This is a genomic window from Microbacterium sp. NPDC087665 (genome assembly GCF_044743285.1).
Taxonomy (GTDB): Bacteria; Actinomycetota; Actinomycetes; order Actinomycetales; family Microbacteriaceae; genus Microbacterium.
In genome coordinates this window covers 45,715-64,499 of the sequence record NZ_JBIUWD010000002.1, presented here as the reverse complement: position 1 = coordinate 64,499, position 18,785 = coordinate 45,715, and the positions used below count along the sequence as shown (strand labels likewise).

Sequence of the window (18,785 nt, the reverse complement as noted above, 5' to 3'; positions counted from 1 at the left end):
CAGACGCTGGCAATGAAGCGAGCGAGTTGTGACGCACTACATCTATCTGGTCAGACACGGTGAACATCAGGATGCCGAGCACGGCCTCACCGACGGCCCCCTGTCGCCTCGAGGCCAGCGGCAGGCCGAACTGATCGCAGACCGGCTGTCCGGCCTGCCGCTCGACGCCGTCTGGCATTCGCCGTTGCTGCGAGCCAACGAGACGGCACGGGCCATCGCAGGCCGGCTTCCCTCGGTCGATCCGGAACCCACGGCACTCCTCTTCGACTGCGTGCCCACAGGGATGACCGAAGAGACCCCGGCCGCATTCGAACCCTTCTTCGGCTCGGTCTCGGAGGCGGAGATTGAGGCCGGAGGCGCGCAGATGTACGACGCGGTCAACGAGTTCCTCGTGCGCAAGACCGGTGATGTGCACGAGGTGCTCATCACGCACAACTTCGTGATCTCGTGGTTCGTGCGCGAGGTGCTGGGTGCACCCGAGTGGCGCTGGATGACTCTCAACCAGGCGCATTGCGGTCTGACCGTGATCGCTCAGAAGCAGGGACGCCCCTGGACGCTGCTGACCCACAACGACACCGGCCACCTGCCTGTCGAGCTGCGCACCGGCATCCCCGACGCGATCCCGGTCTGAGGCGAGAACACCGCCCGTCCCGCGCGCCCGTGACGGTGTGCGCGGGTGCGCTCAATAGACTGGACAGATGACCACGCAGGTAGCACTCGTCGGTGGGACCGGCAAGCTCGGAGCGATCATCCATGGGGTGATCAGTGAGCTCGACGGTTTCGAAGTCGGCCGGGTCCTCACGTCCTCGGGCGATCTCGCCGAACTGGACGGTGCCGACCTCGTCGTCGATGCATCCACGCCCCAGGTCAGCATCGATGTCGTGCGGTCGGCCGTCGAGCGCGGCGTCAACGTGCTCGTCGCGACCTCGGGATGGTCGGCGGAGCGCATCGCGCTGATCCGCCCGCTCGTCGATGCTGCGGGTACGGGCGCGGTCTTCATCCCGAACTTCTCGCTCGGCTCCGTCCTGGGGTCCGCGCTGGCCGCTCTCGCGGCCCCGTTCTTCGATTCGGCGGAGATCGTCGAGGCGCACCGCGAGACGAAGATCGATTCGCCCAGCGGCACCGCCGTCCGAACGGCCGAGCTGATCGCCGCTGCGCGTTCCGAGCGCGGCCCGGTGAGTGCGCCTCACGCGGATCAGCGCGCACGCGGACAGCAGGTCGGGAGCATCCCGATCCATTCGCTGCGTCGCCCCGGAGTGATCGCGAAGCAGGAGGTCATCCTCGCGGGACCGGGGGAGTCGCTCACGTTCACTCACGACACGGTCGAGCCCGCGCTCGCGTACGCGCCCGGCATTCGTCTGGCCGTTCCGTTCGCGCGCGATGCGTCGGGCGTCGTGGTCGGCCTCGAGAACATGATCGATATCGGCATCCGCTCATGATGTCGCGCATCGGCGTGGGCGTGATGGGGCTCTGCCTCGCGCTCTACATCGTGGTGGTCGGACAGCGCGCGGTGCTGATGCTCACGACCGGTGAGCCGATCGCGATCGCGTTGGGCGTCGCCCTGATCGTCATGCCTCTCATCGGCGCCTGGGCGCTCGTCAAAGAGACGCAGTTCGGTTTCGCGGCAGATCGACTCGGGCGAGAGCTCGATGCCGAGGGCGGGATGCCGGTCGCCGAAACCGAACTCACGCCGAGCGGTCGCATCGCGCGTTCCGACGCCGATCCGTTGATCCAGCGGTACGCGGCCGAAGCCGCGGAGCTGCCAGCCGATTGGCGTGCGCGCTTCCGGCTCGGAGTGGTGCAGGATGCTGCGGGGCGGCGCAAGGATGCCCGTGCGAGCATCCGAGAGGCGATCCGCCTCTCACGCAGCTGAGCCGACGTCTCAGGCGAGCGTCGCCTCCAGGGTGATCTCGATGCCGGACAACGCCTGAGAGACCGGGCATCCGGACTTCGCGCCGTTCGCGATCTCCTGGAAGGCTTCGGGCGAGAGGCCGGGAACGACCGCGTTCACGTTCAGGTGGCTTCCCGTGATCCCGACCCCGGGCTTGAACGTGACGGATGCACTCGCATCGATGCGCTCCGGCGGGGTGCCGTTCTCGCCGAGGGCGTGCGCGAGGGCCATGCTGAAGCACGAGGCATGCGCGGCGGCGATGAGCTCTTCGGGCGTCGTGGTGGTGCTGCTTCCCTCGCTGCGCGCCTTCCAATCGATGGGGAAGGTGCCGAGGTTCGACGAGGAGAACGCGACGGTTCCCGACCCGTCGGCGAGGGATCCGGTCCAGGTGGTGGCTGCTTCGCTGGTGACGGGCATGATTCCTCCGGTTCTCGCGCTGCAGAGCAGCAGCGACGCGTCATCGCCAGCCTAGCGACCGGGTCGGCGCGGGGAAACCGCGTTCAGACCGCGGGGCGCGTGCGTCCGAACAGCCCGGCACGCTGCAGCAGCAGGTAGAGCTGGCAGCCGAGGCAGAGGCCGATGGCGGCGTTCAGGAATGCGGCGATGAACGCCGCGGCCGTCGCGATCGGAAGAGCCCAGGGAACGCCGGCCAGATGCAGGATGAGGCCGATGCTCACGACGAAGAGGCCGACGCCCTGGGCGAAGCGCGGCGGACGGGGGTCTTCGAGCTCGGTCGGCGGCGCCAGTCGCGGGCGGATGGCGCGGCGGAAGAGAACGCCCCACGGCGCCGTCGCCGGTGCCACGACGCTCCAGACGAACAGCAGCGCGATGACCAGAGTGAGCAGGAATGCCGGATCGAGGGCGCGCTGTGCGAGCGAGCTCGACGCGATCGCCCATCCGGTCGGTGCGAACGTGGCATCGGCGAGGGGCTGGTAGGCGAACCATCCGAACGATGCGTCGTCGGCGCGCGCGGTGGACAGCCCGACGAGGCCGAGGAACGTCGCGACGAGGAGCAGCACGGCGGTGATCGTCGCGGCGAAGCGCGGACCGCGCGGGTCGATGCCTGCAGGAGTTGACATGTGGTGTCCTGTCCGCGCCTCAGAAGGCGGCGAGTGCTTCGGTGAGGGCGTGCCGCTGCGGCACGCCGTGGAACCGTGCGCGCACCGCGCCGGTGTCATCGACGACGAAGGTCGTGGGCGTCTGGAGCACCCTGTAGCGTGCCGACAGATCGGGGCGATGCGTGAGATCGACCTCGACGTGACGGAGACCGCCGTCATCCGCCGCGTAGCCGCTGAGCATCCGCCGCACCTGCGGGCAGCGGGCGCACATCTCCGTGCTGAACTGCACGAGCGTCGCGCGCGACCCCCACTCGGCGGCCGGTGCATCGAGCGGATCGAACTGCAGCGCACCGCCCGTGCGTCGGCGGCCGTCGCGACGTCGCACGACCAGCCCGATGATCACCGTGAGCGCGAGGAGCGCGGCGATGATCCCGAGGGCGAGGAGGGGCGACATGAATCGAGGATATTCCGCCCTTGAAGCGTCGAGGGCGGATATGTCGGAGCGTGACGAATGCGGATCGCGCGGCTCGGGCATCCGCCCGTCGCGCGACGCGGCGCGGTATCGTGGGGGGCATGAGCGAAGCCGTCCCGACGCCGTACGAAGACCTGCTCCGCGACGTTCTCGAAAGCGGTACGCACAAGTCCGATCGCACCGGCACCGGCACCACGAGCGTCTTCGGGCGCCAGATCCGATTCGACCTGGCCGAGGGCTTCCCGCTGATCACGACGAAGCGCGTGCATTTCAAGTCGATCGCCTACGAACTGCTCTGGTTCCTGCGCGGAGACTCGAACGTGCGCTGGTTGCAGGACAACGGCGTCACGATCTGGGACGAGTGGGCGGATGAGTCCGGTGAGCTCGGCCCCGTGTACGGGGTGCAGTGGCGTTCGTGGCCGGCTCCCGATGGGCAGAGCATCGACCAGCTGTCGGACGTGATCGAGCAGATTCGTCGTTCCCCGGACTCGCGGCGGCTGATCGTCTCGGCTTGGAACCCCGCCGACATCCCCGACATGGCCCTCGCCCCGTGCCACGCACTGTTCCAGTTCTACGTCGCCGACGGAAAGCTCTCGTGCCAGCTGTACCAGCGCAGCGCCGACTTGTTCCTCGGCGTGCCGTTCAACATCGCCTCGTACGCGCTCCTGACCATGATGGTCGCCCAGCAGGTCGGGCTCGAGCCCGGCGACTTCGTATGGACGGGCGGCGACTGCCACATCTACGACAACCACATCGAGCAGGTGACCGAGCAGCTTTCGCGCGATCCGTTCCCGTACCCGACGCTGCGCATCGCTCGCCGGCCGGAGTCGATCTCCGAGTACCGGTACGAGGACTTCGTCGTGGAGGACTATCAGCATCACGCGCCCATTCGCGCGGCGGTGGCGGTATGACCTGGGTCGGCCTGATCTGGGCCGAGGCGGCGGGTGGGGTCATCGGTGCCGAGGGCGGCATGCCCTGGCACGTGCCCGAAGATCTCGCGCACTTCAAGGAGGTCACGCTCGGCTCGCCCGTCGTGATGGGCCGCAAGACCTGGGACTCCTTGCCCGAACGGTTCCGCCCGCTCGCCGGTCGCGAGAACATCGTGATCACGCGGCAGCAGGACTGGTCGGCCGACGGCGCCCGTCGAGCTGCCACCGTGGCCGACGCCGTGCGCGGTCAGGACCGCGTCTGGATCATCGGTGGCGCGGAGATCTTCCGACAGGTGATCGGCGATGCCGATCGGCTCGAGGTCACCGAACTCGATCTTGAGGTCGACGGCGACGCCTACGCTCCCTCGACGGCGGGCTGGCGACTCGTCGACGAGGGGGCGTGGCAGACTTCGCGCTCCGGCATCCGCTATCGCTTCCTCGGGTACGAGCGCTGATGCCCACCGCACTGATCACGGGCGCGAGTGCCGGGCTCGGCACGGAGTTCGCCCGCCAGCTCGCCCGCCGGGGGGCTGATCTGATTCTCGTCGCCCGCACGGCGGACGCTCTCGAGTCGCTCGCGGCCGACCTCCGCGGCGAGTTCGGTGTCGCCGTCGAGGTGCTCATCGCCGATCTCGCCACCGACGACGGTGTCGAACGCGTCGCGGATCGTCTCCGCGATGCGTCCGATCCGGTGGACCTTCTCGTGAACAATGCGGGTTTCGGTCTGTCGTTGCGCTTCGCCGACAACGACATCGACGACGAGGTGCGTCATCTGCGCCTGCACGTCGAGGCGTCGATGCGCCTGATGCATGCTGCCCTGCAGACGATGCGCGGGCGCGGCGGACGCATCATCAACGTGGCATCCGTCGCCGGGTTCATCTCGCGCTCCACGTACTCGGCGTGCAAGGGATGGCTCATCCAGTTCAGCCGCTGGGCGAACGGGGAGTATGCACGTGACGGCGTGAGCGTCACCGCTCTCTGTCCCGGTTTCACCCACACCAGCTTCCACGAGCGGATGGGACTCGCTCCCGGGAACGAGGGAGTGCCGGCGATCATGTGGCTCGACGCGCCCCTGGTCGTCCGCGAGGGCTTGCGAGACGCGGCACGTGGCAAGGCCGTATCGATCCCGTCTCTGCGCTACAAGGCGCTCGTGGCGCTGGCCAGTGTGCTCCCGAGCTCGCTGACGTCGGGTGTCGCGCGGCGGGGCCGGATCTGACGGACCGCGGTCAGCGGAAGCGACCGAGCCGGATTCCCGCGTAGGTGATCGCGGCGATCGTCTCCCCGTCTGTGATGCGCCCGTCGGAGATCATCCGGAGGATGTCTGCGAAGGGGATCCAGGTGACGGCGTCGATGCCCTCTTCCGCCTGCGCGTCGGACGTGGCGGGCGACCCCGTGGCGCGGATGCCGCGGGCGAGGAAGACGTTCTCCGCGGCGTCTGCGATGCCGTTGAGCGCGTGCATCGTTCCCAGCGCGGTCCATTCGGATGCCTCGTACCCGGTCTCCTCGCGGAGCTCGCGCTGTGCGGCGGTGAGGGCGGGCTCGCCGTCGCTGCCGCCGGCGGGGACCTCGACCGAGGGGCCCGTGGTGTAGCGGTCGAGGGTCACCAGGCACACGCGCTCCTGGTCGTCGAGCGCGACGACGAAGACCGCAGGATGCCGCATCGTCACGACTCCGTAGATGCCGTCGCCGCCGGGGCCGGTGATCGAGTCTTCGCGCACCTCGATCCACGGGTTCGTGTAGACGATGTCGGAGCCGTGCGTCACCCATGCCATGCGACGAGCCTATGTCGAGGGTGGCTTCCCAGGATCGCCCGATGAGCTGGCTCCTCCGCACGGAGCACGACGCGCAGCGGCGTCATCGGGGCGGCGGCGTCTGCATGAGCCGGAGCCGAGACGATACGCTGGTGGCATGACGCACTCGGGTAACCCATTCGGACAGGTTCTCGTCGCGCTCGTCACTCCGATGACGGCCGACGGTGAAGTCGACTGGCCCGCCGTCGAGAAGCACATCGATGACGTCATCACCGCGGGTGCGGACGGAATCGTCGTGACGGGAACGACCGGCGAGACCTCGACCCTGACGGACCCCGAGAAGCTGAAGCTCGTAGAGGTGGGCAAGTCCGTCTCCGCCGGCCGCGCCAAGATCATCACGGGCGGTGGCTCGAACGAGACTGCGCATGCGATCGAGCTCTACAAGGCCAGCGAGAAGGCCGGTGCCGACGGCATCATGATCGTCACGCCGTACTACAACAAGCCCACGCAGGCGGGCATCCTCACGCACTTCCGGCTCGTCGCCGATGCCACCGACCTCCCCGTGATCCTGTACGACATCCCGGGCCGTACCGGGGTGCCGATCAAGTACGAGACGATCCTCCGGCTCGCGAAGCATCCGAACATCCTCGCCGTGAAGGACGCCAAGGGCGACTTCTCCGAGGTGAGCCGCGTGCTCAATCAGACCGACCTCATGTACTTCTCCGGCGACGACGCCAACGTGCTCCCGCATCTCGCGATCGGTGCGACCGGACTCATCGGCGTGACGGCAAACATCACCGCGACCCCTTACCGCACGATCGTCGACGCGGTGAACCGAGGCGACCTCGCGACGGCGACCGCCGAGCACCAGAGGCTCGAGCCGCTCGTGCGGGCGGTCATGACGCACGTTCCGGGAACCGTCGCGGCGAAGTACATCCTCCACGGACTGGGTCGCATCTCCAGCCCGCGCGTGCGGCTTCCGCTCGTCGGTCCGGAGGAGTGGGAAGCAGCCCTCATCGAAGATGAGCTCGATCTCGTGAACGGCGTCCCGGGCGCCGATTTCTCCAACTTCCGCCCCGACCGCAATGCGGCCGCCGGTGGTGCCCTGCCGAAGGTGCACGGCACGACGCGCTGACCCGCGTCGCCATGAACGAACGGACGCGCACAGTGTCCGACTGAGGAGACAGCATGTCCATTCCCCTTGCAGAACCCGCGTCACTCGAACAGGGAACGCTGCGCGTCACCCCCATCGGAGGACTCGGCGAAATCGGTCGCAACATGACCATGTTCGAGTACGACGGCAAGATCCTGATCGTCGACTGCGGCGTGCTCTTCCCCGAGGAGCACCAGCCCGGCGTCGACCTGATCCTGCCGGACTTCGAACCGATCCGCGATCGACTCGACGACATCGTCGGGGTCGTGCTCACCCACGGTCACGAAGATCACATCGGTGCCGTTCCCTACCTGCTCCGTCTGAAGGGCGACATCCCCCTGATCGGCTCCGGACTCACCCTCGCGCTCGTCGAGGCGAAGCTCAAGGAGCACCGCATCAAGGCCTTCACGCTGACGGTGAAGGAAGGACAGCACGAGAAGGTCGGCCCGTTCGATCTCGAGTTCGTGGCCGTCAACCACTCGATCCCGGATGCTCTCGCCGTCGCGATCCGCACGCCTGCGGGCCTCGTGCTCGCGACCGGCGACTTCAAGATGGACCAGCTTCCTCTCGACGGTCGCATCACCGACCTGCGCGCGTTCGCCCGCCTCGGTGAAGAGGGCGTCGATCTGTTCCTCGTCGATTCGACGAACGCCGATGTGCCGGGCTTCACGCCGACCGAGCGCTCGATCGGTCCCGTGCTCGACCAGGTGATCGGCAAGGCGCCCCGTCGAGTGATCGTCGCCAGCTTCTCGAGCCACGTGCACCGCGTGCAGCAGGTCATCGATGCCGCTGCCGCTCACGGACGGCGGGTCGCTTTCCTGGGGCGCAGCATGGTGCGCAACATGACGATCGCCGAGCAGCTGGGTTACCTGAAGGTCCCGGCCGGAGTCCTCATCGACTTCAAGAAGGCCCGCGATCTCCCCGACGAGCAGATCGTCTACATGTCGACGGGTTCCCAGGGCGAGCCCATGGCCGTGCTCAGCCGCATGGCGAACATGGACCACGCGATCGAGGTGAGCGAGGGCGACACCGTCATCCTCGCGTCGAGCCTGATTCCGGGCAATGAGAACGCCGTGTACCGGGTGATCGACGGGCTCACGAAGCTGGGAGCCAATGTCGTGCACAAGGCGAACGCCCGCGTGCACGTGTCGGGCCACGCCGCCGCCGGCGAGCTGATCTACTGCTACAACATCCTCACGCCGAAGAATGTTCTTCCCGTGCACGGCGAGTACCGTCACCTCATCGCGAACGCGAAGCTCGCGCAGGAGACGGGAATCCCCGAGGAGCGCACGATCATCGGTTCGAACGGCACCGTGATCGACCTGAAGGACGGCATCGCGAAGGTCGTCGGTCAACTCGACCTCGGTTTCGTCTACGTCGACGGCTCGACCGTCGGCGAGATCACCGATGCGGATCTCAAGGACCGTCGGATCCTCGGCGAAGAGGGGTTCATCTCCGTCATCGTCGTGGTGGATGCCGCGACGGGACGGATCATCTCCGGACCGGAGATCCACGCCCGTGGTGTGGCCGAGGACGACTCCGTCTTCGACGACGTCACGCCGAAGATCGTCGCGGCCCTCAAGGAGGCCGCCGGCAACGGCGTGCGCGACACGCACGCGCTGTCCCAGGTCGTCCGCCGCACGATCGGCCGGTGGGTGAACCAGCGGCTCCGTCGTCGTCCGATGATCGTGCCGCTGGTGATCGAGGCCTGACCACCAGATCGGCGGATTGCCGCGTCATTACGGGGCGATGTCTGTTCCTGCCCGTAACGTGAGGGCATGGCCAGGAGTACCACGAAATCTGCGCGCGCTTCGGAGAGCGCACCGTCACGCCCCAAGCGGCAGACGGCCCCCAAAGCCACGCCTGCGCCCAAGAAGTACATCGATGAGCTCGACAAGCCGCCGGTGATCGTCCGGGCATGGGTGGGCCTCGCCCACGGCGTCGGGGGGATCTTCCGCGCCTTCGGGCCGGAGACTCTCGAGAAGGATGACCGCCGCGACGGTTTCCCGTTCCTGCTGGTGCTGCTGGCGGTTCTCGGCGCGGTCAACGAGTGGTTCTTCATCGGCAACGAGGTCGCCTCGAACATCAGCGCCTACTCGGTGGGGCTGCTCGTCGGGCGCATCGCGTTCTTCATGCCGGTGCTCTTCCTCCTGCTCGCGGGATGGCTCTTCCGCCACCCTTCTTCGGTGCACGACAACGGTCGCATCGGCATCGGCTTCGGCCTGTTCGTGATCGCCCTCGCCGGCATCAGCCATGTCGCTGCCGGTACCTCTGACCGCGCCGGCGTCCTGTCTCGCCCGCACCCGAGCCAGGGTCCTCCCGCAGTGAGCGAAGCCGGAGGGCTGGCCGGCTGGCTGGTGGGGGAGCCGTTGGCTCTCCTGCACCCGCTCGTCGCCTACGTCGTGCTCGGTCTGATCGCCGCGCTCAGCATCCTGATCCTGACCAAGACGCCGCCGAATCGCATCGGCGCCCGTCTCGGCGATCTCTACGCCTGGATGTTCGACGCCGAACGACCGGCCCCGAAGACGGCAGACCCCGTCGTCGACGAGTCCGACAAGACCGACGACGAGAACGTGCTGCCCTGGTGGCGCCGCAACAAGACGGGCCGGGAGGAAGACCCCGACGAGGGGACCCTCGGCTCCGACGACATCACCGCTCTGCTGTCTACCACCGAGGCCACGCCCGCCTACGACCAGGCCGTCGTCGTCGAGAACCCCTACGACGCGGCCACAGAGGTCCTCTCGGAGGTCCGCTCGGTCGCGGATTCGCTCGCCGAGCAGCAGACGACCGCGCTGCTCGACGACGCATCCGACACGGGAGAGATGCCGGAGCTGCCCGGGCTCGACGGATTCGGCACGGAAGGCCCCGGAGACGGCGGCCCTCAGGCTCCGGTCACTCCGTACATCCTTCCGGCCCCCACCCTGCTCGTGGAGGGCCCGCCTCCCGTCATGCGGTCCGAGGCGACCGACAAGGTGATCGAGCAGATCACGAATGTGCTGACGCAGTTCAAGGTCGACGCCAAGGTCACCGGGTTCTCGCGCGGACCGACAGTGACGCAGTACGAGGTCGAGGTCGGCCACGGCGTCAAGGTCGAGAAGATCCTGCAGCTGAGCAACAACTTCGCCTATGCCGTCGCATCGAACGATGTGCGCATCCTCTCGCCCATCCCGGGCAAGAGCGCGATCGGCATCGAGATCCCCAACGCCGACAAGGAGATGGTCGCTCTCGGTGACGTGCTGCGCTCTCCGGCCGCGCAGAAGAGCACGCACCCGATGACCATCGGTGTGGGAAAAGACGTCGGTGGAAACATCGTCATCGCGAACCTCGCGAAGATGCCCCACCTGTTGGTCGCCGGTTCCACGGGTTCGGGAAAGTCCAGCTTCGTCAACTCGATGATCACCAGCCTGCTGATGCGTGCCAAGCCGACGGACGTGCGCATGGTGCTCATCGACCCCAAGCGCGTCGAGCTCACGAGCTACGCGGGTGTTCCTCACCTCATCACCCCCATCATCACGAACCCGAAGAAGGCAGCAGAAGCGCTGCAGTGGGTCGTGAAGGAGATGGACATGCGGTACGACGACCTCGCATCGTTCGGCTACCGTCACATCGACGACTTCAACCGCGCCGTCCGTGCCGGTGAGATCGTTCTGCCGGTCGGCAGCGAACGTGTGCTCAAGCCGTATCCGTACCTGCTGGTCGTCGTCGACGAGCTCGCGGACCTCATGATGGTCGCCCCGCGCGACGTCGAGGATTCGATCGTGCGCATCACCCAGCTCGCGCGAGCATCCGGTATCCACCTCGTGCTCGCGACCCAGCGTCCCAGCGTCGACGTGGTCACCGGCCTCATCAAGGCGAACGTGCCCTCGCGGCTCGCCTTCGCGGTGACCAGCGTCACCGACAGCCGTGTCATCCTCGACAGCCCCGGAGCCGACAAGCTCATCGGTCAGGGCGACGCGCTGTTCTCGCCCATGGGCAGTTCCAAGCCGTTCCGTCTTCAGGGTGCGTGGGTCGATGAGAAAGAGATCGACGCCGTCGTCAAGCACGTCACCCGCCAGGCGCGACCGGAGTACCGCTCCGACGTGCAGGAATCGCTCGAACCGCGCAAGAAAGAGGTCGACGAAGACATCGGCGACGACCTCGAGCTGCTCCTCGCGGCAGCGGAGCTCGTCGTCTCGACGCAGTTCGGTTCGACGTCGATGCTGCAGCGCAAGCTCCGCGTCGGTTTCGCGAAGGCCGGACGACTCATGGATCTGCTGGAATCGCGCGAGATCGTCGGCCCGTCCGAGGGATCGAAGGCCCGTGACGTGCTCGTCACGGCCGAGCAGCTCGCGGGCGTGATGTCGAGGCTCCGCGGCGACGATGCTCCTGCTGCGGCTGCTCCCGCCGCGCCCGCCGCGGCCGCGCCGATGTCGGGCATGGCGTCGGATGCCGTCGAGGCGCAGTTCGACGGGCTGCCCGTCGTCGAGGCGGAGGGCGACGAAGACGCCTGGGGCCTGACGGGACGCGACTGATGGCCATTCCTCGGCAGCTGCCCAACGCGATCACCGTCGCACGCATCCCGCTGGCGGTGGTGTTCTTCGTGCTCCTCTTGATGGGAGGAACATTCGGAATCCCTGATCTCGGTTTGCGCTGGGCCGCGGGGATCCTGTTCATCGTGGCGATCTCGACGGACTGGGTCGATGGCTATCTCGCCCGCCGTTACGACATCGTCAGCGACTTCGGCAAGCTCTGGGATCCGATCGCCGACAAGCTTCTCACCGGCGCCGGGTTCATCGGCCTCGCGATTCTCGGGGAGGTCAACTGGTGGATCGTCGTCATCATCCTCGTGCGCGAGTGGGGCATCACGATCCACCGTCTGATGGTCGTGAAAGAGCATGTGGTCGCCGCGGCATGGATGGGCAAGATCAAGACCGCGGTGCAGGGTGTCGCACTCGGATGGGCGCTCCTCCCGCTGCACGTGGTGATCGGGCTCGAGCCGTGGACGCTGGTGACGGCGATCCTCATGATCATCGTCCTCATCCTCACCGTGGTCAGCGGGATCGATTACATCGTCGCCCAAGTGCGAGGGTCTCGGACTCCGCGGTGAGCGCTTCGGCTCGGGCGGCGATCGAGGCGCTTCGCGAGCGAGGTTGGACGGTCGGTGTGGCCGAGTCGCTCACGGGGGGCGCGGTGAGTTCCGCGCTCGTCTCCGTCGCCGGTGCCTCGTCCGTGTTCGTGGGAGGGGTCGTGGCGTACGCGACGCCGATCAAACACACGCTGCTGGGTGTCGACGCGCGACTTCTCGAGGAGTACGGCCCGGTTCATCCCGAGGTCGCGCTGCAGATGGCCGAGGGAGTGCGTCGGGCACTGGCGGTCGACGGGGCGGATGCGGCCGTGGGCATGTCGACGACGGGAATCGCCGGCCCCGAGTCCACGGACGGGCAACCGGTCGGGACGGTGCACATCGGCGTCGTCACGCCGGAGCGCGCGGAGACGCAGGCGTTTCTGTTCGATGGGGACCGGGCGCGGATCAGAGAGCAGGCCGTCGATGCCGCTCTCTCCATGCTGGTGAGTGCATTGAGGGAATAGCGGAGTGAGGACGGCTGTTGTGACCATCGTGCTCACATCGAAACCACAGCGTGCGAAGGTAGATTGTGTGAACGTCGATACGACTAGACTGGCTGTCCCGTCGGGGGATACCCCGGGACACCGATTGGGGAGGAGGTTCCGATGATTCTTGTACGACAGGAAATCGGCGATGTGCTGAGGGACTTCCGCCTGCAGAAGGGCCGCACCCTTCGACAGGTCGCAAGCAAGGCTTCCGTTGCTCTCGGTTACCTCAGTGAGGTCGAGCGCGGTCAGAAAGAGGCATCGAGCGAGATCCTCGCCTCGGTGGCCGATGCGCTCGACGTTCCCATCTCGACCATCATGCGCGAGGTCGGCGATCGTATCTCGGTGCTCGAAGGCATCCAGGTGTTCCCGGACGTCGTTCCTGACGACCTGGTCGCTTCGATCGAGCCCGAACTCACTCTGCACTGAGTTCCGCACCACCGTTCTTTCGCAATGCGACGCAGTGAATTTCTTCGTGCCGTCGAGGACGAGTTCCCGGGGCGGTCGTCGTCGCTGTTGAACGACCTCGTTCTGAGTCCTCTGTCCGGCCGCACCGCCAAGGAGGCGCTGGCGGCCGGACTGCCTCCGCGCGATATCTGGCTCGCTCTGTGCACGGAGATGGAAGTGCCGGAGTCGCGACGGTACGGCGTGGGAAGGCTGGAACCCCGCAAGCGGTGACGCGCGCCATGTTCGAGTGATCCGGGATAACGATCGCCTCTGACGGCGTGTCGTCGAATATCTGTTCGAAGCGAGCGTAGTCTTCTGCACAGTGGCTCGCAGAAGCTTGTTGTCCACCGATGCAGAAGGACCGTCGACGGAATGTCGGAGGCCCCTCGTACGGTGATGACATGGCCGATGAGCCATACGCCTTGTCGGAGAGTTGTTCCCAACCGGGAACGCCGCGACAGCCTACAGGCGGCACCACGCGAGCAGTAGGAGCATGACATGCCATCACCCGCAGACCGCGAGAAGTCCCTCGAGACCGCACTCGCCCAGATCGACCGCCAGTTCGGAAAGGGCTCGGTCATGCGGCTGGGCAGTGATGATCGGGCTCCTGTCGCCGTCATCCCGACAGGATCCATCGCACTCGATGTCGCTCTCGGAGTGGGTGGTCTGCCGCGCGGCCGCATCGTCGAGATCTACGGACCGGAGTCCTCGGGTAAGACGACCCTGACGCTCCACGCGATCGCCAACGCGCAGCGTGCCGGTGGCATCGCAGCGTTCATCGATGCCGAGCACGCACTCGACCCCGACTACGCCGCCAAGCTCGGTGTCGATATCGACGCCCTCCTGGTGTCCCAGCCCGACACGGGTGAGCAGGCGCTCGAGATCGCCGACATGCTCGTTCGTTCCGGTGCCATCGACCTGATCGTTATCGACTCGGTCGCCGCACTCGTGCCTCGCGCCGAGATCGAAGGCGAGATGGGCGACTCCCACGTGGGTCTCCAGGCTCGTCTCATGTCGCAGGCACTGCGCAAGCTCACCGGTGGGCTGAACCAGACCAACACGACGATGATCTTCATCAACCAGTTGCGCGAGAAGATCGGTGTCTTCTTCGGCTCGCCCGAGACGACCGCCGGCGGTAAGGCACTGAAGTTCTACGCCTCCGTCCGCCTCGACATCCGTCGTATCGAGACGCTGAAAGATGGCACCGACGCAGTGGGTAACCGCACGCGCGTCAAGGTGGTCAAGAACAAGATGGCTCCGCCGTTCAAGCAGGCAGAGTTCGACATCCTCTACGGTGTGGGGATCTCGCGAGAGGGCAGCCTGATCGATTTCGGCGTCGAGCACGCCATCGTGAAGAAGTCGGGCTCTTGGTACACCTATGACGGTGACCAGCTCGGCCAGGGTAAGGAGAACGCGCGCACGTTCCTCCTCAACAACCCCGACGTCGCACTGGCGATCGAGACGCAGATCAAGCAGAAGCTCGGTATCGGAGGCGCAGTCGCCGCTGCGGAGCCGGCTGATGAGCTCGCCGAGCGTCGCCCGGCCTGATCATGAACAGTGACAATGGGGGCGGGCCGGACGGATCCTCCGAGCGGCTCGCCCCCGTCATCCCGCTTTTCGATCGCGGTGCGAGCGCGCGTGGTGTCGAAAAAGCAGATTCGATGCCAGCGACCGTGGTCGCAGCCGATTTGCGGTCGGACGTGCCTGCGCGGCCGACCCCGTCCGCGAGTCGTGAGGGAACGCCGAGCGATCGTCCCCCGGCTCATGGTGGGCGTGATCGTGTGGTCGCACCCCAGCTCCGCGGACTCCAGTCTCAGAATGACGGCCCGTCTGACGAGGCCGATGACCAGGCACCCGATCCTGAGCAGGTGCGCGTGGCGGCGGAAGAGGCCCTCGTCCGGAAGCTGCGATCACGATCGCTCTCCGTGTCGGAAGCTCGCCAGGTGCTGCGCGGACACGGCCTCGATGCAGCACAGATCGACGATGTGATCGACGACTTCTTGCGCCGCAACTATCTCGATGACGCGACTCTCGCGCAGTCGCTCGTCACCTCGGGCGCGGAGCGAAAGGGTCAGGGACGCGTCGCACTGTCGCGGTCTTTGGCTCAGCGGGGCATTCCTCGTGATGTGATCGCCGTGGCTCTCGACGAGCTCCCCGACGATGACGCAGAACGTGCGCTCGACTTCGCCCGCACCAAAGCGCGGTCCCTCTCCCGCCTCGACAACGACACCGCACTCCGCCGCCTGGTGGGGCAGCTCTCCCGCCGCGGGTACAACGGAGCAGTGGCGATGCGTGCGGCGAAGACCGCGCTCGGTGAAGCCTCGTTCGGCGGTCGTCCCTCCGGGGTGCACTTCGTCGAATCCGACTAGGGGGCAGCGGTGGTGAGGCGAGTTCTCGCTCGTACAATGGATCCATCATGACTATCCCGCGCAGTGAACCGACGATCATCTCCTCGTCGTCAGCAGCATTCGATGCCGACGGTCGCCAGCGATCGTACGAAGTGCGCACCTTCGGGTGCCAGATGAACGTGCATGACTCCGAGAGGCTCTCCGGATCGCTGGAGAGCGCCGGCTACGTACGCGCCGTCGAGGGCACGGAAGCCGATGTCGTGATCATCAACACGTGCGCGGTGCGCGACAACGCGGCAGGAAAGCTGTACGGAACACTCGGCCAGCTCGCCGGTGTGAAGCGCCGGAAAGACGGCATGCAGATCGCAGTGGGCGGATGCCTCGCGCAGATGGACAAGCAGACCGTGATCGACAAGGCTCCCTGGGTCGACGTCGTGTTCGGCACGCACAACATGGGATCGCTTCCCGGTCTGCTCGAGCGTGCTCGTCACAACGGCGACGCCGAGCTCGAGATCCTCGAGTCGCTCGAAGTGTTCCCCTCCACGCTTCCGACGAAGCGCGACGCGGCGCACAGCGGATGGGTGTCGATCTCCGTCGGTTGCAACAACACCTGCACCTTCTGCATCGTGCCCAGCCTCCGCGGCAAGGAGAAGGACCGCCGTCCCGGAGACATCCTCAACGAGATCCGGCTGCTCGTCGACGACGGCGCGATCGAGGTCACCCTGCTCGGACAGAACGTCAACTCGTACGGTGTGGAGTTCGGTGATCGGCATGCCTTCGGCAAGTTGCTTCGTGCCGCCGGTGAGATCGATGGGCTGGAGCGCATCCGATTCACCAGCCCGCATCCCGCGGCCTTCACCGACGACGTCATCGATGCGATGGCCGAGACGACGAGCGTGATGCCCCAGTTGCACATGCCGCTCCAGTCCGGTAGCGACCGCATCCTCAAGGCGATGCGCCGGTCGTACCGCAGCGAGAAGTTCCTCGGCATTCTCGACCGGGTGCGCGAACGCATGCCGAACGCGTCGATCACGACCGACATCATCGTCGGCTTCCCCGGAGAGACCGAGGAGGACTTCGAAGACACGATGCGCGTGGTGGAAGCCTCGCGGTTCTCCGGAGCGTTCACCTTCCAATACTCGATTCGCGAAGGTACACCTGCGGCGACCATGGAGGACCAGATCCCCAAGGCGGTCGTTCAGGAACGGTACAACCGTCTCATCGCCCTCCAGGAGCGCATCTCCCTCGAAGAGAACCAGAAACAGGTGGGGCGCGAAGTCGAAGTCCTCGTATCGATGGGCGAGGGCAAGAAAGACGCCGAGACGCATCGCCTCACAGGGCGAGCAGAAGACAATCGCCTGGTCCACTTCGAGGTCACGCCGGGCTCGGAGCTGCCGCGCCCGGGCGATATGGTCACCGTCACGATCACGCGCGCGGCGCCCTTCCATCTGCTCGCCGACGACCCGACGGGGCAGCCGCTCCGCATTCGCCGCACGCGCGGCGGTGACGCCTGGGATCGTTCGCAGTCCGAGTCGTGCGCCGTGCCCGCTCCGGTGGGCGACGGCGGGCCCCGTGCCGTCTCGCTCGGTCTGCCCACGCTCCGCGTCGGCGTGTGAGTACGATCTCCCTCCACGAGCACGCTGCGCCGCGCCTCTGGGCCATCGTCGGAGCGACGGGAACAGGCAAGAGCGACCTCGCTCTCGACCTCGCGGAGTTGCTGCGATCGGGCGGTAACGCCGCCGAGGTCGTCAATGCCGACGCGATGCAGCTCTACCGGGGAATGGACATCGGCACCGCGAAGCTTCCGGTCGCCGAGCGCCGCGGCATCCCGCACCACCTGTTCGACGTGCGCGACGTCGATCAAGAGGCCGCGGTGGCTTGGTATCAGCCGCACGCGCGCGCAGTCGTCGCAGACATCCAGGAACGCGGCGGCGACGCGATCCTCGTCGGCGGTTCGGGGCTCTACGTCTCGAGCGTCGTCTTCGACTTCCAGTTCCCTCCGCGCGACCCCGCTATTCGCGAGAGGATCGAGCAGGAGCTGGCCGAACGAGGAGCAGCGCATCTGCTGACGCGGCTGAAGGATGCTGATCCGGGGGCCGCCGCGCGCATCGACCCCCATAACACCCGGCGCGTTGTCCGCGCTCTGGAGGTGCTCGAGCAGGGGAGCGCGACACATGGCGCAGCGCTTCCCGACGCTCCGACGCTCTGGCAGCCGCGCACACGGCTCATCGGTCTCCACGTCGAGCGATCCGAACTGGTCGCCCGGTTGGACGCGCGCGTCGAACGCATGTGGGATGCGGGATTGGTCGGCGAGGTCGAGGCGCTGCGCGACGGGCTCGAACGCGGCGTCACCGCGGGGCGTGCGATCGGCTACGCGCAGGCGCTCGGACAACTCGAAGGTCGCCTCAGTGAACATGACGCCATCGCCGAGACGCAGGCTCTGACCCGACGTTATGCACGGCGTCAGGTGTCGTGGTTCAAACGCTACCCGGGTCTCGAATGGCACGATGCGCCGGTGATTGCGAGCACGCTGCTCTCGCCGTGAGCTGAACTCGATGTCGGTGGCCGGTGCCAGACTCCTCAGATGACCACGCACTTCTACACGGCGTCGAGCCTCGACGGGTTCATCGCGACGAACGAGCACTCTCTCGACTGGCTCCTCAAGCAGGACATCGATCAAGACGGACCGATGGCGTATTCGGCCTTCGAGAAGCGCATCGGTGCTCTCGCGATGGGCGCGTCGACGTACGAATGGCTGCTCCGGAATCAGGGCGACGATCCGTGGCCCTATGAACAGCCGACCTGGGTCTTCACCCACCGTGACCTCCCCGGTCCGGTGGGTGCCGATATCCGTTTCGCATCCGGTGATGTCGCCCGGGTTCACGACGAGATGCGCGCCGCGGCGGGGGAGAAAGACCTCTGGATCGTCGGAGGGGGGGAACTCGCCGGGCAGTTCGCCGACCTCAGGCTGCTCGATGAGGTCTGGATCCAGTACGCGCCCGTCACCCTCGGATCCGGTGCTCCGTTGTTGCCGCGGGAGCTCGACCTCGAACTGCTCGAGGTCGCGCAAAACCGCAGCTTCCTCTGCGGGCGCTACCGCGTCGTCACGTCATGATCCTGGCCCGATAAGCTCGTCACCTCTGTCGT

22 protein-coding genes are annotated in these 18,785 nt (G+C 66.7%); 18 read left to right on the top strand and 4 right to left on the bottom strand.

Annotation, left to right across the window (positions count from 1 at the left end; all coding sequences use genetic code 11):
• Positions 1–28: 28 nt before the first annotated feature.
• The 3 genes from ACIOSY_RS03855 (at position 29) to ACIOSY_RS03845 (ending at position 1,873) form a co-directional block, all read left to right on the top strand.
• Positions 29–631, top strand: coding sequence for a histidine phosphatase family protein (locus ACIOSY_RS03855; protein ID WP_400849302.1), 603 nt, complete (start codon positions 29–31; stop codon positions 629–631).
• A 67-nt stretch (positions 632–698) separates the two neighbouring features.
• On the top strand, positions 699–1,439 hold the full coding sequence (dapB, locus tag ACIOSY_RS03850) for a 4-hydroxy-tetrahydrodipicolinate reductase (RefSeq protein WP_400849299.1): 741 nt from the start codon (positions 699–701) through the stop codon (positions 1,437–1,439).
• Complete coding sequence (locus ACIOSY_RS03845) at positions 1,436–1,873, top strand: hypothetical protein (protein WP_400849296.1); 438 nt, start codon at positions 1,436–1,438, stop codon at positions 1,871–1,873. The genes dapB and ACIOSY_RS03845 overlap by 4 nt, the downstream gene beginning before the upstream one ends.
• A gap of 9 nt (positions 1,874–1,882) precedes the next feature.
• On the opposite strand, the gene ACIOSY_RS03840 is transcribed toward ACIOSY_RS03845, so the two are convergent.
• The 3 genes from ACIOSY_RS03840 to ACIOSY_RS03830 all read right to left on the bottom strand — a co-directional run bounded on the left by ACIOSY_RS03840 (position 1,883) and on the right by ACIOSY_RS03830 (position 3,403).
• Positions 1,883–2,308, bottom strand: a complete 426-nt coding sequence (locus ACIOSY_RS03840) for an OsmC family peroxiredoxin (protein WP_400849293.1) — start codon at positions 2,306–2,308, stop codon at positions 1,883–1,885.
• An 83-nt stretch (positions 2,309–2,391) separates the two neighbouring features.
• Entirely contained in the window at positions 2,392–2,970 is a 579-nt protein-coding gene (locus ACIOSY_RS03835; RefSeq protein WP_400849290.1) for a DUF4395 domain-containing protein, read from the bottom strand.
• Between the two features lie 19 nt (positions 2,971–2,989).
• Positions 2,990–3,403, bottom strand: a complete 414-nt coding sequence (locus ACIOSY_RS03830; protein WP_400849287.1) for a thioredoxin family protein — start codon at positions 3,401–3,403, stop codon at positions 2,990–2,992.
• A gap of 119 nt (positions 3,404–3,522) precedes the next feature.
• On the opposite strand from ACIOSY_RS03830, the gene ACIOSY_RS03825 reads away from it, so the two are divergent.
• From ACIOSY_RS03825 to ACIOSY_RS03815, 3 genes are read left to right on the top strand one after another with little or no spacing between them, the layout of a single operon-like run.
• On the top strand, positions 3,523–4,332 hold the full coding sequence (locus ACIOSY_RS03825) for a thymidylate synthase (RefSeq protein WP_400849284.1): 810 nt from the start codon (positions 3,523–3,525) through the stop codon (positions 4,330–4,332).
• Entirely contained in the window at positions 4,329–4,805 is a 477-nt protein-coding gene (locus ACIOSY_RS03820; protein WP_400849281.1) for a dihydrofolate reductase, read from the top strand. The genes ACIOSY_RS03825 and ACIOSY_RS03820 overlap by 4 nt, the downstream gene beginning before the upstream one ends.
• Positions 4,805–5,566, top strand: a complete 762-nt coding sequence (locus ACIOSY_RS03815) for an SDR family NAD(P)-dependent oxidoreductase (protein WP_400849278.1) — start codon at positions 4,805–4,807, stop codon at positions 5,564–5,566. Before ACIOSY_RS03820 ends, ACIOSY_RS03815 begins: the two co-directional genes overlap by 1 nt.
• Before the next feature lie 10 nt (positions 5,567–5,576).
• On the opposite strand, the gene ACIOSY_RS03810 is transcribed toward ACIOSY_RS03815, so the two are convergent.
• On the bottom strand, positions 5,577–6,122 hold the full coding sequence (locus ACIOSY_RS03810; protein WP_400849275.1) for an NUDIX domain-containing protein: 546 nt from the start codon (positions 6,120–6,122) through the stop codon (positions 5,577–5,579).
• 136 nt (positions 6,123–6,258) lie between these two features.
• Here ACIOSY_RS03810 and dapA point away from each other — a divergent pair, with 136 nt between their 5' ends.
• The 12 genes from dapA to ACIOSY_RS03750 all read left to right on the top strand — a co-directional run bounded on the left by dapA (position 6,259) and on the right by ACIOSY_RS03750 (position 18,753).
• On the top strand, positions 6,259–7,236 hold the full coding sequence (gene dapA, locus ACIOSY_RS03805; protein ID WP_400849272.1) for a 4-hydroxy-tetrahydrodipicolinate synthase: 978 nt from the start codon (positions 6,259–6,261) through the stop codon (positions 7,234–7,236).
• A gap of 53 nt (positions 7,237–7,289) precedes the next feature.
• The gene (locus ACIOSY_RS03800) at positions 7,290–8,966 is read left to right on the top strand and encodes a ribonuclease J (protein ID WP_400849268.1); all 1,677 of its coding nucleotides are present in this window, start codon (positions 7,290–7,292) and stop codon (positions 8,964–8,966) included.
• Positions 8,967–9,032: 66 nt separating this feature from the next.
• A complete protein-coding gene (locus ACIOSY_RS03795; protein ID WP_400849265.1) occupies positions 9,033–11,765 on the top strand; it encodes a DNA translocase FtsK in 2,733 nt (910 codons plus the stop codon).
• A complete protein-coding gene (gene pgsA / locus ACIOSY_RS03790) occupies positions 11,765–12,340 on the top strand; it encodes a CDP-diacylglycerol--glycerol-3-phosphate 3-phosphatidyltransferase (protein WP_400849262.1) in 576 nt (191 codons plus the stop codon). Before ACIOSY_RS03795 ends, pgsA begins: the two co-directional genes overlap by 1 nt.
• Positions 12,337–12,822, top strand: coding sequence for a CinA family protein (locus tag ACIOSY_RS03785; RefSeq protein ID WP_400849259.1), 486 nt, complete (start codon positions 12,337–12,339; stop codon positions 12,820–12,822). The genes pgsA and ACIOSY_RS03785 overlap by 4 nt, the downstream gene beginning before the upstream one ends.
• 141 nt (positions 12,823–12,963) lie before the next feature.
• On the top strand, positions 12,964–13,272 hold the full coding sequence (locus ACIOSY_RS03780; RefSeq protein ID WP_400849256.1) for a helix-turn-helix domain-containing protein: 309 nt from the start codon (positions 12,964–12,966) through the stop codon (positions 13,270–13,272).
• 24 nt (positions 13,273–13,296) lie between these two features.
• A complete protein-coding gene (locus ACIOSY_RS03775) occupies positions 13,297–13,521 on the top strand; it encodes a DUF3046 domain-containing protein (protein ID WP_400849253.1) in 225 nt (74 codons plus the stop codon).
• A 267-nt stretch (positions 13,522–13,788) separates the two neighbouring features.
• On the top strand, positions 13,789–14,838 hold the full coding sequence (recA, locus tag ACIOSY_RS03770; RefSeq protein WP_400849251.1) for a recombinase RecA: 1,050 nt from the start codon (positions 13,789–13,791) through the stop codon (positions 14,836–14,838).
• A 377-nt stretch (positions 14,839–15,215) separates the two neighbouring features.
• A complete protein-coding gene (locus ACIOSY_RS03765; protein ID WP_400849248.1) occupies positions 15,216–15,659 on the top strand; it encodes a regulatory protein RecX in 444 nt (147 codons plus the stop codon).
• A 47-nt stretch (positions 15,660–15,706) separates the two neighbouring features.
• The gene (gene miaB, locus ACIOSY_RS03760; protein ID WP_400849245.1) at positions 15,707–17,254 is read left to right on the top strand and encodes a tRNA (N6-isopentenyl adenosine(37)-C2)-methylthiotransferase MiaB; all 1,548 of its coding nucleotides are present in this window, start codon (positions 15,707–15,709) and stop codon (positions 17,252–17,254) included.
• The gene (gene miaA / locus ACIOSY_RS03755; protein WP_400849242.1) at positions 17,251–18,183 is read left to right on the top strand and encodes a tRNA (adenosine(37)-N6)-dimethylallyltransferase MiaA; all 933 of its coding nucleotides are present in this window, start codon (positions 17,251–17,253) and stop codon (positions 18,181–18,183) included. Before miaB ends, miaA begins: the two co-directional genes overlap by 4 nt.
• Before the next feature lie 39 nt (positions 18,184–18,222).
• Positions 18,223–18,753: a dihydrofolate reductase family protein gene (locus ACIOSY_RS03750; RefSeq protein WP_400849239.1), complete on the top strand. Its 531-nt coding sequence runs from the start codon at positions 18,223–18,225 to the stop codon at positions 18,751–18,753.
• Positions 18,754–18,785: the final 32 nt, after the last annotated feature.

Bases quoted from the DNA above. Each gene is read 5' to 3' on its own strand.
- ACIOSY_RS03810 (WP_400849275.1), bottom strand. From the start codon at position 6,122: ATGGCATGGGTGACGCACGGCTCCGACATCGTCTACACGAACCCGTGG.
- ACIOSY_RS03800 (WP_400849268.1), top strand. From the start codon at position 7,290: ATGTCCATTCCCCTTGCAGAACCCGCGTCACTCGAACAGGGAACGCTG.
- miaB (WP_400849245.1), top strand. From the start codon at position 15,707: ATGACTATCCCGCGCAGTGAACCGACGATCATCTCCTCGTCGTCAGCA.
- ACIOSY_RS03825 (WP_400849284.1), top strand. From the start codon at position 3,523: ATGAGCGAAGCCGTCCCGACGCCGTACGAAGACCTGCTCCGCGACGTT.
- ACIOSY_RS03780 (WP_400849256.1), top strand. From the start codon at position 12,964: ATGATTCTTGTACGACAGGAAATCGGCGATGTGCTGAGGGACTTCCGC.
- recA (WP_400849251.1), top strand. From the start codon at position 13,789: ATGCCATCACCCGCAGACCGCGAGAAGTCCCTCGAGACCGCACTCGCC.
- ACIOSY_RS03830 (WP_400849287.1), bottom strand. From the start codon at position 3,403: ATGTCGCCCCTCCTCGCCCTCGGGATCATCGCCGCGCTCCTCGCGCTC.
- ACIOSY_RS03750 (WP_400849239.1), top strand. From the start codon at position 18,223: ATGACCACGCACTTCTACACGGCGTCGAGCCTCGACGGGTTCATCGCG.
- ACIOSY_RS03845 (WP_400849296.1), top strand. From the start codon at position 1,436: ATGATGTCGCGCATCGGCGTGGGCGTGATGGGGCTCTGCCTCGCGCTC.
- ACIOSY_RS03795 (WP_400849265.1), top strand. From the start codon at position 9,033: ATGGCCAGGAGTACCACGAAATCTGCGCGCGCTTCGGAGAGCGCACCG.
- ACIOSY_RS03820 (WP_400849281.1), top strand. From the start codon at position 4,329: ATGACCTGGGTCGGCCTGATCTGGGCCGAGGCGGCGGGTGGGGTCATC.
- ACIOSY_RS03775 (WP_400849253.1), top strand. From the start codon at position 13,297: ATGCGACGCAGTGAATTTCTTCGTGCCGTCGAGGACGAGTTCCCGGGG.
- ACIOSY_RS03840 (WP_400849293.1), bottom strand. From the start codon at position 2,308: ATGCCCGTCACCAGCGAAGCAGCCACCACCTGGACCGGATCCCTCGCC.
- dapB (WP_400849299.1), top strand. From the start codon at position 699: ATGACCACGCAGGTAGCACTCGTCGGTGGGACCGGCAAGCTCGGAGCG.
- dapA (WP_400849272.1), top strand. From the start codon at position 6,259: ATGACGCACTCGGGTAACCCATTCGGACAGGTTCTCGTCGCGCTCGTC.
- ACIOSY_RS03815 (WP_400849278.1), top strand. From the start codon at position 4,805: ATGCCCACCGCACTGATCACGGGCGCGAGTGCCGGGCTCGGCACGGAG.
- pgsA (WP_400849262.1), top strand. From the start codon at position 11,765: ATGGCCATTCCTCGGCAGCTGCCCAACGCGATCACCGTCGCACGCATC.
- ACIOSY_RS03835 (WP_400849290.1), bottom strand. From the start codon at position 2,970: ATGTCAACTCCTGCAGGCATCGACCCGCGCGGTCCGCGCTTCGCCGCG.